Origin of the sequence: Roseococcus sp. (assembly GCF_965227005.1) — a bacterium.
Lineage (GTDB): Bacteria > Pseudomonadota > Alphaproteobacteria > Acetobacterales > Acetobacteraceae > Roseococcus.
This window is the reverse complement of the sequence record NZ_CBDDFJ010000037.1, coordinates 119,811-133,308: the sequence shown is the minus strand read 5'-3', so window position 1 is coordinate 133,308 and position 13,498 is coordinate 119,811. Positions and strand designations below refer to the sequence as shown.

At 69.5% G+C, this 13,498-nt stretch carries 18 protein-coding genes; 9 read left to right on the top strand and 9 right to left on the bottom strand.

The window, feature by feature from the left end; translation table 11 throughout:
- Window positions 1-217 precede the first annotated feature (217 nt).
- Window positions 218-640, bottom strand: coding sequence for a thiamine phosphate synthase (locus tag ACO057_RS20370; protein WP_421995550.1), 423 nt, complete (start codon window positions 638-640; stop codon window positions 218-220).
- A 166-nt stretch (window positions 641-806) separates the two neighbouring features.
- On the opposite strand from ACO057_RS20370, the gene ACO057_RS20365 reads away from it, so the two are divergent.
- The gene (locus tag ACO057_RS20365) at window positions 807-1,490 is read left to right on the top strand and encodes a YggS family pyridoxal phosphate-dependent enzyme (protein ID WP_421994897.1); all 684 of its coding nucleotides are present in this window, start codon (window positions 807-809) and stop codon (window positions 1,488-1,490) included.
- Here ACO057_RS20365 and ACO057_RS20360 read toward each other — a convergent pair.
- Window positions 1,472-1,960 (bottom strand): hypothetical protein, encoded by a 489-nt coding sequence (locus tag ACO057_RS20360; protein ID WP_421994895.1) that lies wholly within the window; start codon window positions 1,958-1,960, stop codon window positions 1,472-1,474. The genes ACO057_RS20365 and ACO057_RS20360 overlap by 19 nt on opposite strands.
- Before the next feature lie 107 nt (window positions 1,961-2,067).
- On the opposite strand from ACO057_RS20360, the gene ACO057_RS20355 reads away from it, so the two are divergent.
- The gene (locus ACO057_RS20355; protein WP_421994893.1) at window positions 2,068-2,628 is read left to right on the top strand and encodes a NifU family protein; all 561 of its coding nucleotides are present in this window, start codon (window positions 2,068-2,070) and stop codon (window positions 2,626-2,628) included.
- Between the two features lie 111 nt (window positions 2,629-2,739).
- A complete protein-coding gene (locus tag ACO057_RS20350) occupies window positions 2,740-3,327 on the top strand; it encodes a malonic semialdehyde reductase (protein WP_421994891.1) in 588 nt (195 codons plus the stop codon).
- Between the two features lie 71 nt (window positions 3,328-3,398).
- Here the strand turns inward: ACO057_RS20350 and ACO057_RS20345 are convergent, their stop codons facing one another.
- Complete coding sequence (locus ACO057_RS20345) at window positions 3,399-3,632, bottom strand: hypothetical protein (protein WP_421994889.1); 234 nt, start codon at window positions 3,630-3,632, stop codon at window positions 3,399-3,401.
- 148 nt (window positions 3,633-3,780) lie between these two features.
- Here ACO057_RS20345 and ACO057_RS20340 point away from each other — a divergent pair, with 148 nt between their 5' ends.
- Window positions 3,781-4,092, top strand: coding sequence for a PepSY domain-containing protein (locus tag ACO057_RS20340; RefSeq protein ID WP_421994887.1), 312 nt, complete (start codon window positions 3,781-3,783; stop codon window positions 4,090-4,092).
- Between the two features lie 61 nt (window positions 4,093-4,153).
- Here ACO057_RS20340 and ACO057_RS20335 read toward each other — a convergent pair whose 3' ends face one another.
- On the bottom strand, window positions 4,154-4,318 hold the full coding sequence (locus ACO057_RS20335; protein ID WP_421994885.1) for a hypothetical protein: 165 nt from the start codon (window positions 4,316-4,318) through the stop codon (window positions 4,154-4,156).
- 144 nt (window positions 4,319-4,462) lie between these two features.
- Between ACO057_RS20335 and ACO057_RS20330 the strand changes: the two genes are divergently transcribed.
- The 4 genes from ACO057_RS20330 (at window position 4,463) to ACO057_RS20315 (ending at window position 9,267) form a co-directional block, all read left to right on the top strand.
- Complete coding sequence (locus tag ACO057_RS20330) at window positions 4,463-4,819, top strand: PepSY domain-containing protein (RefSeq protein WP_421994883.1); 357 nt, start codon at window positions 4,463-4,465, stop codon at window positions 4,817-4,819.
- Between the two features lie 63 nt (window positions 4,820-4,882).
- Entirely contained in the window at window positions 4,883-5,545 is a 663-nt protein-coding gene (locus ACO057_RS20325; protein WP_421994881.1) for a response regulator, read from the top strand.
- A complete protein-coding gene (locus ACO057_RS20320; RefSeq protein ID WP_421994879.1) occupies window positions 5,542-6,942 on the top strand; it encodes a sensor histidine kinase in 1,401 nt (466 codons plus the stop codon). The genes ACO057_RS20325 and ACO057_RS20320 overlap by 4 nt, the downstream gene beginning before the upstream one ends.
- 33 nt (window positions 6,943-6,975) lie before the next feature.
- Complete coding sequence (locus tag ACO057_RS20315; RefSeq protein ID WP_421994877.1) at window positions 6,976-9,267, top strand: xanthine dehydrogenase family protein molybdopterin-binding subunit; 2,292 nt, start codon at window positions 6,976-6,978, stop codon at window positions 9,265-9,267.
- Between the two features lie 24 nt (window positions 9,268-9,291).
- On the opposite strand, the gene folE is transcribed toward ACO057_RS20315, so the two are convergent.
- From folE to metZ, 5 genes are all read right to left on the bottom strand, one after another.
- Window positions 9,292-9,930 carry a GTP cyclohydrolase I FolE gene (gene folE / locus ACO057_RS20310; protein ID WP_421994875.1) on the bottom strand — a complete coding sequence of 213 codons (639 nt, stop codon included), beginning with the start codon at window positions 9,928-9,930 and terminating at the stop codon, window positions 9,292-9,294.
- 61 nt (window positions 9,931-9,991) lie between these two features.
- Window positions 9,992-10,636, bottom strand: coding sequence for a glutathione S-transferase family protein (locus tag ACO057_RS20305; RefSeq protein ID WP_421994873.1), 645 nt, complete (start codon window positions 10,634-10,636; stop codon window positions 9,992-9,994).
- Between the two features lie 12 nt (window positions 10,637-10,648).
- Window positions 10,649-11,050 (bottom strand): Co2+/Mg2+ efflux protein ApaG, encoded by a 402-nt coding sequence (gene apaG, locus ACO057_RS20300; protein ID WP_421994871.1) that lies wholly within the window; start codon window positions 11,048-11,050, stop codon window positions 10,649-10,651.
- Window positions 11,047-11,658 (bottom strand): LysE family translocator, encoded by a 612-nt coding sequence (locus ACO057_RS20295; RefSeq protein WP_421994869.1) that lies wholly within the window; start codon window positions 11,656-11,658, stop codon window positions 11,047-11,049. The genes apaG and ACO057_RS20295 overlap by 4 nt, the downstream gene beginning before the upstream one ends.
- Window positions 11,659-11,664: 6 nt before the next feature.
- Window positions 11,665-12,873, bottom strand: coding sequence for an O-succinylhomoserine sulfhydrylase (gene metZ, locus ACO057_RS20290; RefSeq protein WP_421994867.1), 1,209 nt, complete (start codon window positions 12,871-12,873; stop codon window positions 11,665-11,667).
- 295 nt (window positions 12,874-13,168) lie between these two features.
- Here metZ and ACO057_RS20285 point away from each other — a divergent pair, with 295 nt between their 5' ends.
- Complete coding sequence (locus ACO057_RS20285; protein ID WP_421994865.1) at window positions 13,169-13,498, top strand: Hpt domain-containing protein; 330 nt, start codon at window positions 13,169-13,171, stop codon at window positions 13,496-13,498.

Genomic DNA, 13,498 nt, shown 5'->3' with positions numbered 1-13,498 from the left:
GAGCCGGCTTTTGTTCCCCTTGACCCTCCCCCCCCATCCCTGGGCGAGGCCATGATCCCCAGGTTTCCTGCGCGCCGGACATGGCCGATGCGCGAAAAAACCTGACGACCACTTGGGTCCGCAACAGACTATGCGTTGGGGCGTTACGGGCCGGCAACCGGCATCATCACCCGAGCGCGACTTCCCTGAGACACTGTGGCCGAAGCGCCACAGAGAGTTACCGAGCGCCTTGCCACGCCCCGATCGCCGCCCAGCCGGCGGCCCAACGCCTGGGCAGGCGCCGCAGCCGCCGCGCATCCATCCCCCCTAGCGCCACGGCGGGCCGGCCGGCCACACGCGCCAGCGCGCCCCAGCGATGGGGCCCCAGGCCGGGCGCTCCCGGATGGCTGGCGGTGGGAAAGGCGGGCGAGACCAGCGCCGCATCCGCCCTCAATCGCCGGGCCCGTGCCACCCCGCCGCGGCCGTGGAGGGCGACGGAGAGCAACCGCCCGCGTCGATTCATCAGGAAAATCAGAAGATTACGGCAATTCGCCCGGTCAGGGACGTGAAGGCCCGCGCCATAGGCGAGCGCGGCCCGGCCGTCCCCCCCGATCAGCAGGACGAGGCCACGGGCCCGGCAAAGGCGCGCCACGCGGCCCATTACCTCCGGAGTCGCGCCGCGCAGCAGCACGGCCGCCCCTCGCGGCAGGCCGGCGAGCAGTGGAGTGGGATCCGGCAACCGCGCGGGATCGCTCAACAGCCACAGAGGGGGAACTCGTCCTTTCCCGACCCTGGCGCCGCGCGGTCCTGGCCTTATTCTATGATGCATGTCCGAAGCCATCGCCCTCAGCCTTGCCCGAATCCACGCGCGAATCGAGGCCGCCGCCAGCCGCGCGGGCCGCGATCCGGCCGGGATCTCCCTCGTCGCGGTATCCAAGACGCATCCTGCGGAGGCCGTAACGGAAGCCCTCGCCGCCGGCCAGACGGTGTTCGGCGAGAACCGAGTCCAGGAGGCGGCCCAGAAATTCCCCCTGTTGCGGGAAAGCCACCCCGCGTTGCGACTCCACATCATCGGCGGGCTGCAGACCAACAAGGCGCGCGACGCCGTGCGCCTCGCCGATGTCATCGAGAGCCTGGACCGCCCCAAGCTCGCTTTGGCCATCGCCGAGGCCATGGTGAAGGAGAATCGGCGCCCGGAGCTGATGATCCAGGTGAATATCGGCGACGAGCCGCAGAAATCCGGCATGGCGCGGGCTGAGGTGGCCGGCTTCCTGCGCGCCTGCCGCGAAGAATGGGACCTGCCCGTCACCGGCCTCATGTGCATCCCGCCGGCCGAGCGCGATCCGCGCCCGCACTTCCGGGCCCTGGCCGCGATGGCGAAGGAGCTCGGCCTGGCCAAGCTCTCCATGGGTATGAGTGGCGACTTCGAAACGGCCATCGAGGAGGGCGCGACCCTCGTGCGGGTCGGCTCGGCGATCTTCGGCGCCCGCCCCTATCCCGTCGGAGCCTGATCCGGCCTCTGCATGGCCTCGGCCAGCGCCGTCGCGGTCCGGGCGGGCGTGGCCAGCTCGGCCCAGCGGCGATAGGCCCCGGCCACATCCTGGGGCGCGGCCGCCATGCGCGCGGGCGGAAGAGGATCGGGCTCGCCGTTGAGCGCGGCCCGCAGCCGCGCCGCCGGCATGGTCATCTCGATGGCCGAGGCCATGCCAGCCAGCACCATGCCGAGCGGCCCACCCAGCAGCCCCGCCCCCAGCACGCGCATCGCGGGGTGGATGTCCTCGCCGGTGATCGCCCGGTAGGCGGTGCCCACACCCGGCAGATGATGCAGCGGGTTCAGGCCCTGCAGCACCTCGTCGAAAGTGATTTCGCCGGGGATGGGTATGGCCTCGTCCGGCCCCAGCGCCGGCCCGCCATCCGGCGGCTCGGGCGCGTCGAGCCGGCCTGACGGGCGGAAGGCGAGGCGGATGGGGTCGGTCAGCATGTCCATGCTCCTGGGGCAGGGCGGCACCCCAAGGCAGCAACCGTCATGCCACCTTGCGGTCCGGGTTAAACCGGACCACATCAGCCCTGATTGAAGGGCACCAAACCATGTTCATCGAGACCGAAAGCACCCCCAACCCCGCCACGCTCAAGTTCCTGCCTGGCCGGGACGTCATGGGCGAGGCCGGAACGGCGGATTTCGTCGCGGGTGACGACGCCGCGCGCGCGCCCATGGCCGATCGCCTGCTCGCGCTCGACGGCGTGGCCCGGGTTTTCCTGGGCGCGGACTTCATCACCGTCACGAAGGCCGAGGCCACCGACTGGCAGGCCCTGCGCCCGCAGGTGCTGGGCGCGGTGATGGAGCACTTCCTCTCCGGCCAGCCGGTCATCGAAGGGGTCGGCGCGGAGGAGATCGAGGATTTCGACGCAGCCGATGCGGAGATCGTCGATCAGATCAAGGAATTGCTGGACCAGCGGGTCCGCCCGGCCGTGGCCGGCGACGGGGGCGATATCGTCTTCCGCGGCTTCCGCGACGGCACGGTCAAGCTGAAGATGCAGGGCGCCTGCAGCGGCTGCCCCTCCTCGCGCGCCACGCTCAAGCACGGCGTCGAGAACATGCTGCGCCACTACATCCCCGAGGTCGTGTCCGTGGAGCAGGTCGAGGGCTGAGGCGCCGCCTCGGCCCATTGGCCTTATGAATGACGCTCATCCCGCGGGGCGGGATGGCCGCGCCGGACGGGCGCGGCCATAGTCAGGCATCAACCTGATCGGAGCCCCCCGATGACCAAGCTCGACGACGCCGCCCTCGACGCCCTCTTCCGCACCGCGCGCACCCAGAACAAGTGGACCGACGCGCCCGTCACGGACGAGGATCTGCACGCCCTCTACGAACTTCTGAAGTTCGGCCCGACCAGCGCCAATGCCTCGCCCGCGCGCTTCGTCTTCGTGCGCTCGCCCGAGGGGAAGGCCAAGCTGAAGCAGGCCCTGTCCGCCGGCAACACCGAGAAGACGATGACCGCGCCCGTCACGGTGATCGTGGCGCATGACCCGAAGTTCTACGACCACCTGCCGCGCCTCTTCCCGCATGCCGATGCCAAGAGCTGGTTCGCCGGCAACTGGTCGCTGGCCGATACGACCGCCTTCCGCAACGGCACGCTGCAGGGCGCCTATCTGATGCTGGCGGCACGCGCGCTCGGCATCGATTCCGGCGCGATGAGCGGCTTCGACAATGCGAAGGTCGATGAGCTGTTCTTCGCCGATTCGGGCTTCAAGACCAACTTCCTGATCAATCTCGGCCATGGCGACCCGGCTGGGGTCATGGAGCGCCTGCCGCGCCTGGAATTCGACGAAGTCGCCAAGATCGTCTGAGCGAGAGCCTGAAACGCAAAACGCCGGCCACTCGCGTGGCCGGCGTTTTCGCTATGCGACAAAAGGCCGCGTCAGCGACGGGCCTCGCCCATCCAGCCTTCTGCGAAGCTGGGCTCCACCGAGGCCGTGCCGCGTGCCCGCAGCCGGGCGGCGACCCCCGCCTCATGCCGCAACTTCGCGACCCTCTGGCGTTCGGCCGCCTTGCGGCGACGATCCTGCCAGACGAAGACGAGCGGGATGCAGGACAGGGCCATCATGAACAGACCCAGCACATGCGGCGCGAGTTCTTCCAGACCGACCAGCATGATACCGAAGCTCCTGTTCCAGACTGTGGTCTTCGCTCAAGCGACAAAGCCACAGTCTCTCCTTCTTCCCTGTATAGAGAAGCTTACCTGAACATGGACTGAGCGCATGGTTCAGGCTTCGTTCAGCCCCATCAGATGAATTCGACGCATGAACCGCCGCCTCCTCCTCCTGTCTTTCCTGCCGCTCCTGCTGGCAAAGCCCGCCGCAGCCGAGCGGCGCGATCATGAGCGCGCCCGCGCCGCCCTCGAGGCCGGGCAGATCCGCCCCCTCTCCGAAATCCTGGCCGAGGTCGAACGCCGGTTTCGGGGCCGCGTGATCGAGGCGGAGCTGGAGCTGAACGATGGGCTGTGGCGCTACGAGATCACGATCCTGCCGCCCAATGGCGAGGTCTTCAAAGTCGAGATCGACGCGGCCACCAGCGCCCTGATCCGCTCCAACCGCGGCACCCCGCCCGCCTAAAACGCAAAAAGCCGGCCGCTCCCGCGGCCGGCTTTTTTTTTGCGGAGGAGCCAGGACGGCCCTAGCGGCTGCCGGCGAGCCGGGCACCGGCGGGACGCTTGATCGGTGCGCGCTTGCCGGTCTTTCGGCCCCGATCCTGCCAGACGAAGACCAGCGGAATGCAGGCCAGGGCAATCATGAACATCCCGAGCACATGCGGCGCGATTTCTTCGAGTTCGATGAGCATGGCGTTACAATCCCCTGAACGGGGTGGAGGCGTGTTGACGCCGCTCACCCATTCGCTATCCCCCTTCTAAGCTCACCTTTCTGAACCTGGGCTGAGTGGCCAATTCAGCCTTGGTTCAGCCCTCCGGGATCAATCACCGCCCGCATGCGCCGTCTTCTGTCGCTCCTGGCCGTCTTCGCCATCCTGGCCGCGCCTGTCGCGGCCCAGGAGCGGCGGGACCATGAGCGCGCCCGCGCCGCGATGGAGGCCGGGCAGATCCGCCCCCTCTCCGAGCTCCTCACCGAGGTCGAGCGGCGCTTCCGCGGCCGCGTCATCGAGGCCGAGCTAGAGCTCGAGGACGGCGTCTGGCAATATGAGATCAAGATCCTGCCCTCCAATGGCCGCCTCTTCACCATCGAGCTGGACGCCGCCACGGGGGCGCTGATCCGCTCGCGCGGTCCGGTGCAGGAGCGCAGCTCGGGCGAGGCCGTGATGCCGCGCCCCTCCGCCGCCAAGCGATAGCCCCGGGGCCATCCTCCGCGAGGCCGATGGACCGAACCGGTCGATCCCGTGCATGATCGTCCAATGCGCCTACTTATCGTCGAGGACACCCCCGAACTCCATCAGCAGCTCCGCACCGGCCTGACCGAGGCGGGCTTCGCCGTGGACGGCGCCGTGGATGGCGAGGAGGCGCTGCATCTCGGCGAGACCGAGCCCTATGACGCCGTCGTGCTCGACCTGGGCCTGCCCCGCGTGGACGGCCTCACCGTGCTGCGCCGCTGGCGCGCGGCCGAGCGCACCATGCCCGTCCTCATCCTGACCGCCCGCGATTCCTGGAGCGAGAAGGTCGAGGGGCTGAACGCCGGCGCCGACGACTATCTCGCCAAGCCCTTCGCCATGGGCGAGCTGGTGGCGCGCCTCAATGCGCTGATCCGCCGCTCCAACGGCGTCGCCAAGCCCGAGCTGGTCTTCGGCGACGTGCGGCTCGACACCGCCACGCGCGGCGTCGCGCGCGGGGGCCAGGCGGTGCGGCTGACGGCGCTGGAATACGGCCTCTTCTCCTATCTCGCGCTGCACGCCGGACGGCCCGTCTCCAAGACCGAGCTCACCGAGCATCTCTACGCCCAGGATTTCGACCGGGATTCCAACACGCTGGAGGTCATCGTCGCGCGGCTGCGGCGCAAGCTCGGTGACGGGCTGATCGAGACAGTGCGCGGCCAGGGCTACCGGTTGATGTCCGCGGGATGAAGCGCATCCGGCCCGCAATGGCCGGCCTCTGGGCCATGAATTCGGTCACGCAGCGGCTGGTGCTGCTGACCACGCTGTGGGTCTCGCTGGGCCTGGGGATGATCGCCTGGTTCGTGGTTCGCACCGACGAGCAGCAGATCCAGTCCACTGCCGATGCCCGCCTCGCCAGCCTGCTGGATGCCGTGGTGGCGGCCACCAGCTTCGACCCCTCCTCCGGCCCCATCCTGACGCGGTCTTTGGCCGATCCGGAGTTCGAGCGCCCGCTCTCGGGCCATTACTGGCAGCTCACGGGGCCAGGCGGCGTGCAGGTAACCTCGCGCTCGCTGTGGGATTCGCGCCTCAACCCACCCTTGCACGAGCCCCCCGAGGGCGTGCGCGCGCGCAACATGGAGGGCCCGCGCGGCGAGGATCTGCGCGTGCTGGAGCGCGACGTGCAGATCGACAGCCGCTTCGGCCGCGTGCCCATCTCGGTTCAGGTCGCTTTCGCGCGCGAGGGCACGGAGGACGAGATCGCCGATCTGCGCAGCAACGTCATCCTGGCCTTCGCGCTGCTGGGAACGGGGCTGGTGGCGGTGGTCGCGCTGCTGGTGGTCTGGGGGCTGCGGCCGCTGCGCCGCACCCAGCAGGAGCTGGCCGAGGTGCGCCAGGGCCGGCGGCTGCATATCGATGTCGTGGCCCCGCGCGAGATCGCGCCGCTGGTCACCGAGATCGAGGCGCTGATCGAGCAGAACCGCGCGACCGTGGAGCGCGCGCGCAACCATGTCGGCAATCTCGCCCATGCGCTGAAGACGCCGATCGCCGTATTGCGCAACGCGCTCGACGTGGGCGACGTGCCCGGCGCCAAGGCGCAGTCGGCGACGCTGGAGCGCCTCGTCCAGCACCATCTGCGTCGCGCGCGCGCCGGGGCGCTGGCCGGCACGGCGGGGGCGGAAAGCGCGCCCCTGGCGGTGGCCGAGGCCCTGGGGACGGCGCTGCGCCGGCTCACCGCCGCGCGGGGCATCCAGATCCGCGTGGTGGGCGATGCCGAGGCCCGCGTGCGCGCCGACAGCCAGGACCTGACCGAGATGCTCGGCAACCTCATGGAGAACGCCTGCAAATACGGCAGCGGACGCGTGGGGGTGCGGGTTTCGATGGTCGATGCCGGGCATGTGGCGATGACCGTGGAGGATGACGGTCCGGGGCTCGGCGAGGGCGAGGACGGCACGGCGCTGCTGCGCGGGGTGCGGCTGGACGAGGCCAAGCCAGGCTCGGGCCTCGGCCTCGCGATCGTGGGCGACCTGGCCTCGCTCTACGACGGCACGCTGACGCTCGATCGCAGCGCCCGGCTGGGCGGGCTGGCGGCCCGGCTGGAGCTGCCGGGGCGCCTGGCCAGCGAGAAGTATCTGGGCCCGGATTGAGTGGGCGATTCCGATCAAGCAGGAATGGTGCGAATGAGCGTGGACATCGGGCGTTTTGGAAGTGGCCGCGCCGTAAGGCGCATGGAGGACCGGGCCCTGCTGGCCGGCGAGGGCCGCTTCACCGGGGATTTCGCGCCTGAGGGCCAGGCGCATCTCGTCTTCCTGCGCTCGCCGCATGCCCATGCCCGTCTTGTGTCGGTCGACACCGCTCCCGCTTTGGCCATCCCCGGCGTGCTGGCGGTCCTGACCGGCGAGATGCTGCGGGCGGCCGGCGCCAGGCCCATGACCGCCTCCCTGCCCTTCAGGCGCCCGGACGGCGCGCCGCTTCAGGCCGAGGCGCAGACCCTCCTGGCCACGGGCGCGGTCCGCTTCGTGGGCGAGCCGATTGCCGCCGTGATCGCCGAGACCCTGGCCGCCGCGCGCGACGCCGCCGACGCCATCGAGGTCGAGTATGACGAGTTGCCCTCGGTCACCGTCATCACCCAGGCGATGGCGGACCCGGCCCTCGTCGTGGCGCAGACCCGCTATGGCGATGCCGCCCTGGCCCAGGCCGGCTTCGACCAGGCGACGCATGTCGTCGCGGTGGAGATCGCCAATCAGCGCCTCGCCCCCGCGCCCCTGGAGCCACGCGTCGTGCTGGCGGAGCAGGATGCGGCCACCGGGCGCCTCACCGTGCGGCTGAGCAGCCAGATGCCCTCCACGGCGCGCGACCAGCTCGTCGAGCTGCTGGGGCTGGAGCCGGGCAGCGTGCGCGTCCTGATCGGCGATGTCGGCGGCGGCTTCGGCATGAAGACGAACCTCTATCCCGAGGACGCCGTGGTCGCCTTCGCCGCGCGGCATGTCGGGCGGCCGGTGAAATGGGCCGCCACCCGCATCGAGGATTTTTTATCCGCGGTGCATGGCCGCGACGTCGAGAGCCAGGCCGAGATGGCGCTGGATGCCGAAGGAAAGGTGCTGGCGCTGCGCGTGCGTGGGCTGGCCAATGTCGGCGCCTATCCGCGCAATTCGGGCATCGCGATCCAGCTGCTGATCGGCCCCTGGGTCTCCACCAGCATCTACGACATCCAGACGATCGACTTCACCTTCACCGCGCTGATGACGAACACGGCCCCCACCGGGGCCTATCGCGGCGCGGGCCGGCCGGAGGCGATCTACATCATCGAGCGGCTGATGGATGTCGCGGCCCGCAAGATGGGCCTCGACCCCGCCGAGCTGCGCCGGCGCAACATGATCGGCCCCGCGCAGATGCCCTACAGAAACGCGATGGGCCAGACCTATGACAGCGGCGCCTTCGCCCGGATGCTGGACCAGGGGCTGGAGCTGGCCGACTGGAACGGCTTCGAGGCGCGCGCCGCGGCCACGGCGGTGAAGGGCCGGCTGCGCGGACGCGGCATCGCCACCTTCCTCGAATGGACCGGCGGCAACGCCCTGGAGGAACGCGTGACCGTCGCCGTGAAGGGCGATGGCGGCATCGAGATCTATGCCACCACCCAGGCCATGGGCCAGGGCATCGCGACCTCCTATGCGCAGCTCGCGGTCAGCGTCTTCGACGTGCCGATCGAGAAGATCACCATCGTGCTCGGCGATTCCGATCGCGGGACGGGCTTCGGCAGCGCCGGCTCGCGCTCGCTCTTCACCGCCGGCTCGGCGGTGAGCGTGGCTTCGGGCAAGGCGCTCGACGAGGGCAAGGAGCTGGCGGCCGAGGCGCTGGAAGTCGCCACCGCCGATCTCGAATACCAGGGCGGCCATTTCCGCGTCGTCGGCACCGACAAGCAGATCGGGATCTTCGAGGTTGCGGCGCGGCAACCCGAGGGGCGCATCTTCATCGACTCCACCACCAAGGTGAACGGCCCCACATGGCCGAATGGCTGCCACGTCTGCGAGGTCGAGATCGACCGCGAGACGGGCGAGATCGAGGTCGCGTCCTACGTCTCGGTCAACGATGCCGGGCGGGTGGTGAATCCGATGATCGTGGAGGGCCAGATCCAGGGCGGCGCGCTGCAGGGGCTCGGCCAGGCGATCTTCGAGCAGGTGGTCTACGATCCCGATTCCGGCCAGCCGCTCAGCGCCAGCTTCCAGGACTACTGCATGCCGCGGGCGGACACACTGAAGGCCGGCTACGTGACCGCGCTGGACCAGTCCGTGCCCTGCCTGACCAATCCGCTCGGCGTGAAGGGCGTGGGCGAGCTGGGCACCATCGGGGCCACGCCGGCGCTGGTGAACGCCGTGGCGGATGCCCTGGCGCGCCAGGGCCGGGCGGCCGGGGCGGATACGCTGCAGATGCCGCTGACGCCCCAGCGGGTGTGGTCGCTGCTGGCGGGGTGATCGACCCCGCCGGCAGCCCCGGCCTCAGCCCTCGAAGTTGCCGCGCGGGCTCGTGATCATCGAGAGGAACTCGCGCCGCGTCGCGTCGTTGTGGCGGAAGGCGCCGAGCATGCGCGAGGTGACCATCGAGACGCCCGTCTTATGGACGCCGCGCGTGGTCATGCACTGGTGCCCGGCCTCGATCACCACGGCCACGCCCTTGGGGTGCAGCACGCTCTCGATGGTGTTCGCGATCTGCGCCGTCAGCTTCTCCTGGATCTGGAGGCGCTTGGAATAGGCGTCGATCACGCGCGCGATCTTCGAGATGCCCACGACCTTCCCGTCCGGCAGATAGGCGACATGCGCCTTGCCGACGATGGGCACCATGTGGTGCTCGCAATAGCTCTCCAGGCGGATGTCGCGCAGCACGACCATCTCGTCATAGCCGTCCGTCTCCTCGAAGGAGCGGGCGAGCAGCTCGACGGGATCGGTGTCGTAGCCGGCGAAGAATTCCTCGTAGGAGCGGACGACGCGGGCGGGGGTGTCGATCAAGCCCTCGCGGTCCGGGTCGTCGCCGGCCCAGAGGAGGAGCGTGCGAACGGCGGCCTCGGCCTCCTCGCGGGTCGGCTTGACCGGGGTCTTCGCCTCTTCCGCCTTCCGATCGGGCGGCGCCTGGATGTTCATGGCGTTCGGACTTTCGTTTTTCGACTCAGAGCAAATGGTTAGGACGGGCCGCCGCGCAAGTTCAGTCGGCGACGCGCAACTCCTCATAGGAGACCATGACGTGCTCCCGGAAGGCGGGGCGCTCCGTCAGAGTCTCGTAGTAGCGCCGGAGCATGGGACGGTCCGGCCGAGGGATCGGGATATCGAAATAGCGGAACAGCACATGGCCGAACTGGATGTCGGCCAGGGTCAGCGCGTCACCGGCGAGGAAGGCGGTGCGCGCGAGTTGCGCCTCGGCGATGCCGAGCAGCGGGTCCAGCTTCGCGACCGCATCCCCGATCGCGGCCGGATCCTGGTCGGCCGGGGCCGTGCGCACGACCCGCCAGAAGATCGGCACGGTGAAGCCCAGGGTCACGTTGATCTTCGCCCATTCGGCCCATTTGTCGACATGGGCGCGGGCCTGACCCTCCTCCGGCCAGAAGGGGGGCTGGCCGTAGTGGCCGGCGAGGTAGCGGAGGATGGCGCCGGTCTCCCAGAGAGGCTCGCTTTCGCCGTCGCGCAGGACGGGTACGGTGCCGTTGGGATTCATGGCGAGGAATTCCGCCGTGTCCGTGCCCCCGTAGCGATGCCCGGCATCGTGCCGCTCGTAGGGCAGGCCGAGCTCGCCCACGCACCACATCAGCGCCTGGACGTTGGACGAGGTCTTCCGGCCCCAAATGGTCAACACCTGGTCGGCACCTCAGTGAACCCCGCCGGCCTGATGCGGGCTGTCCAGCGAGAAGGGCGGCACCTGGGCGTCGAAGGTTTCGCCCGTGCCGGGGATGATCATGTGATAGGTCCCGCGCATGAAGCCCGAGGGCGTGGGCAGCGGCGTGCCGGAGGTGTAGTCGAAGCTCTCGCCCGGCTCGAGCACCGGCTGCTCGCCCACCACCCCCTCGCCATGGACGCGCATGGTGCGGCCCTGGCCGTCGGTGATGAGCCAGGTGCGCTTGAGCAGCTGCACGGCCGCCTCGCCGTCATTCACGATCTCGATCTTATAGGCCCAGACATACTGGCCCTGATCGGGCTCGGACTGGTCCTCCAGATAGAAGGCCCGGACGGTGACGCGAACGCCCCGCGTCGTGGCGGAATAGGGCTTCATGCGCGGCGCATCGCGGCGGTGGCGATGCCGGCGCCGACCATCATGCCGCCGCCCACCCGGTTGAAGCCGCGCCGGATGCCCGGCCGCGTCACAAGGCCCGACATCCGCCCCGCCAGCAGCGCATAGATCAGCGCATTGGCCGTGCTGAGGACGACGAAGCTCGCCACCAGCGTCACGGCCTGCGGCAGGAAGGGCCGCGTGCCGTCGAGGAACTGCGGCACGAAGGCGACGAAGAAGGCAATGCTCTTGGGGTTCAGCGCCGTGACGACCAGCGCGTCGCGAAAGGCGCGCCTCGCCGAGAGCGGCGGCGCCGCGGCCTCGCCCACGGGCGAGCGCCACAGCTTCACGCCGAGCCAGACCAGATAGGCCGCGCCGCCCCATTTCAGGAGGGTGAAGGCCAGGCTCGAGGCCGCCAGCAGCGCACCCAGCCCGGCCAGCGAGAGCGTCATGGCCGTCAGGTCGCCCAGCGCCACGCCGGCGACCAGCGGCAGGGCGCGGCCGCGCCCCGCGCCGAGCGACTGGCCGATCACCAGCAGGATGGTCGGCCCCGGAATGGCAAGCAGCGCCGCCGAGGCGAGGAGAAAGGCCAGCCAGGTTTCCGGGGCCATGACGCTTTACTCCGCCGCGCGCACGGCGGCCGCGCCACCGATGGCGTCCAGCGCGTCGGCGAGATCCTCGATGAGATCCGCCACATCCTCGAGCCCGACCGACAGGCGCACGGTGCCGGCGGTGATGCCGAGGCGGGCGCGCTCCTCCTCGGGCAGGCGCATATGGGTGGTCGTCGCCGGATGCGTCGCGAGCGACCTGGAGTCGCCGAGGTTGTTGGAGATGTCCACGAGGTTCAGCGCGTTCATGAAGCGGAAGGTCTCCTCCTTGCCGCCCTTGATGTCGAAGGTCACCAGCGTGCCGCCGGCCGACATCTGCTTCACCGCCAGGGCATGCTGCGGATGGTCGGCGCGGAAGGGGTAGAGCACCTTCGCGATCTCGGCGCGCTCGGACAGGAAATCGGCCACGGCGGCCGCGTTGCGGCACATCTGGTCGACGCGCAGCTTCAGCGTCTCCAGGCCCTTCATGATCACCCAGGCGTTGAAGGGCGACATGGCGGGGCCGGTGTTGCGGATGAAGGGCATCAGCGTCTCCTCCATCCACTTCTTCGGGCCGAGCACGGCGCCGCCCAGGGTGCGGCCCTGGCCGTCCATGTGCTTGGTCGTGGAATAGACGACGATATCCGCGCCGAGCTCGAGCGGGCGCTGCAGCAGCGGCGTGGCGAAGACATTGTCCACCACCACCAGCGCGCCGGCCGCATGGGCCAGCTTCGCGACGGCGGGAATGTCCACCAGCTCGAGCATGGGGTTGGAGGGGCTCTCCAGCAGGACCATCGCGGCCGGGGTGCTGAGCGCCTTCTTCCACTGACCGAGGTCACCGCCATCCACGAACTCGGCCAGGATGCCGTAGCGCGGCAGCAGGGTGCTCACGATCCAGTGGCAGGAGCCGAAGAGGGCGCGCGAGGCGACCAGGCGGTCGCCCGTCTTGAGGTGCGAGAGCAGTGCGGAATGCACCGCCGCCATGCCGGTGGCCATCAGGCGGCAGAGGTCGGCCCCTTCCAGCAGGGCCAGCTTGTCTTCCAGCATGGTCGTGGTGGGGTTGGCGAAGCGCGAGTACTGGTAGTGCTCGATCTCGTTCTTGAAGGTGGCCTCGGCCTGCTCGGCGCTGTCGTAGACGAAGCCCGAAGTCAGGAACATCGCCTCCGACGTCTCGCCGTGATTGGAGCGATTGAGGCCGCCACGGACGAGCTGGGTAGCGGGGCGAAGCTTTCTGGACATCGATGACACCCTTCGAACACAGGCGTCCGGCACCCTGAACGGGGCGGGGTCCGTCCCTCCGAAGAGGTCCGATCCCAGGCCGTTTAGCGCGATTCTTTTCCGTCCCCCATCCATTTCTGTCAGGGAAGACGACCCGGTTGGGACCTCGCCGCAAGCTGGCCGGACAAATCGCGAGGACACATGATGGGTAATCCCGTCCGCGGGCCGGCGTCAACCATCGCCGGATGGACCCGGCATCCCAACCGCAATCCTAGCTGTTGACGGGCGTATGGTGGAATGCAAGTCATGCAGAAGCATGAGCGCCCTCGATCCCACCGTCGCCGGCCAGTTGGCCGAAGACCTGCCGCCCGACGTGTTCCGCACCATTATCGCGACCTTCGAGGAGGATATGACGCGCCTGTTGCAGGAGCTGCAGGACGCCTATGCGGCCGGCAACCAGGACGGCTACGAGCGCGCGGCCCATAGCCTCGCCGGCGCCTCCGCGGCGGTCGGCGCCCTGGGGCTGGAGCGCGAGGCGCGCATCGCCATGGACCACCGGCAGCCCGAGGCCGCCGTCACCGTCCTGCCGCGCCTGGTGGCCGAGGCAAAGGGCGCCCTCGAGGCCTTGCACGCCCTGATCCATTGA

What these genes read in the sequence shown, in the direction of transcription:
- ACO057_RS20370 (WP_421995550.1), bottom strand. Translation starts at nt 640, where the DNA reads ATGGGCCGCGTGGCGCGCCTTTGCCGGGCCCGTGGCCTCGTCCTGCTG.
- ACO057_RS20365 (WP_421994897.1), top strand. Translation starts at nt 807, where the DNA reads ATGTCCGAAGCCATCGCCCTCAGCCTTGCCCGAATCCACGCGCGAATC.
- ACO057_RS20360 (WP_421994895.1), bottom strand. Translation starts at nt 1,960, where the DNA reads ATGCTGACCGACCCCATCCGCCTCGCCTTCCGCCCGTCAGGCCGGCTC.
- ACO057_RS20355 (WP_421994893.1), top strand. Translation starts at nt 2,068, where the DNA reads ATGTTCATCGAGACCGAAAGCACCCCCAACCCCGCCACGCTCAAGTTC.
- ACO057_RS20350 (WP_421994891.1), top strand. Translation starts at nt 2,740, where the DNA reads ATGACCAAGCTCGACGACGCCGCCCTCGACGCCCTCTTCCGCACCGCG.
- ACO057_RS20345 (WP_421994889.1), bottom strand. Translation starts at nt 3,632, where the DNA reads ATGCTGGTCGGTCTGGAAGAACTCGCGCCGCATGTGCTGGGTCTGTTC.
- ACO057_RS20340 (WP_421994887.1), top strand. Translation starts at nt 3,781, where the DNA reads ATGAACCGCCGCCTCCTCCTCCTGTCTTTCCTGCCGCTCCTGCTGGCA.
- ACO057_RS20335 (WP_421994885.1), bottom strand. Translation starts at nt 4,318, where the DNA reads ATGCTCATCGAACTCGAAGAAATCGCGCCGCATGTGCTCGGGATGTTC.
- ACO057_RS20330 (WP_421994883.1), top strand. Translation starts at nt 4,463, where the DNA reads ATGCGCCGTCTTCTGTCGCTCCTGGCCGTCTTCGCCATCCTGGCCGCG.
- ACO057_RS20325 (WP_421994881.1), top strand. Translation starts at nt 4,883, where the DNA reads ATGCGCCTACTTATCGTCGAGGACACCCCCGAACTCCATCAGCAGCTC.
- ACO057_RS20320 (WP_421994879.1), top strand. Translation starts at nt 5,542, where the DNA reads ATGAAGCGCATCCGGCCCGCAATGGCCGGCCTCTGGGCCATGAATTCG.
- ACO057_RS20315 (WP_421994877.1), top strand. Translation starts at nt 6,976, where the DNA reads ATGAGCGTGGACATCGGGCGTTTTGGAAGTGGCCGCGCCGTAAGGCGC.
- folE (WP_421994875.1), bottom strand. Translation starts at nt 9,930, where the DNA reads ATGAACATCCAGGCGCCGCCCGATCGGAAGGCGGAAGAGGCGAAGACC.
- apaG (WP_421994871.1), bottom strand. Translation starts at nt 11,050, where the DNA reads ATGAAGCCCTATTCCGCCACGACGCGGGGCGTTCGCGTCACCGTCCGG.
- ACO057_RS20295 (WP_421994869.1), bottom strand. Translation starts at nt 11,658, where the DNA reads ATGGCCCCGGAAACCTGGCTGGCCTTTCTCCTCGCCTCGGCGGCGCTG.
- metZ (WP_421994867.1), bottom strand. Translation starts at nt 12,873, where the DNA reads ATGTCCAGAAAGCTTCGCCCCGCTACCCAGCTCGTCCGTGGCGGCCTC.
- ACO057_RS20285 (WP_421994865.1), top strand. Translation starts at nt 13,169, where the DNA reads ATGAGCGCCCTCGATCCCACCGTCGCCGGCCAGTTGGCCGAAGACCTG.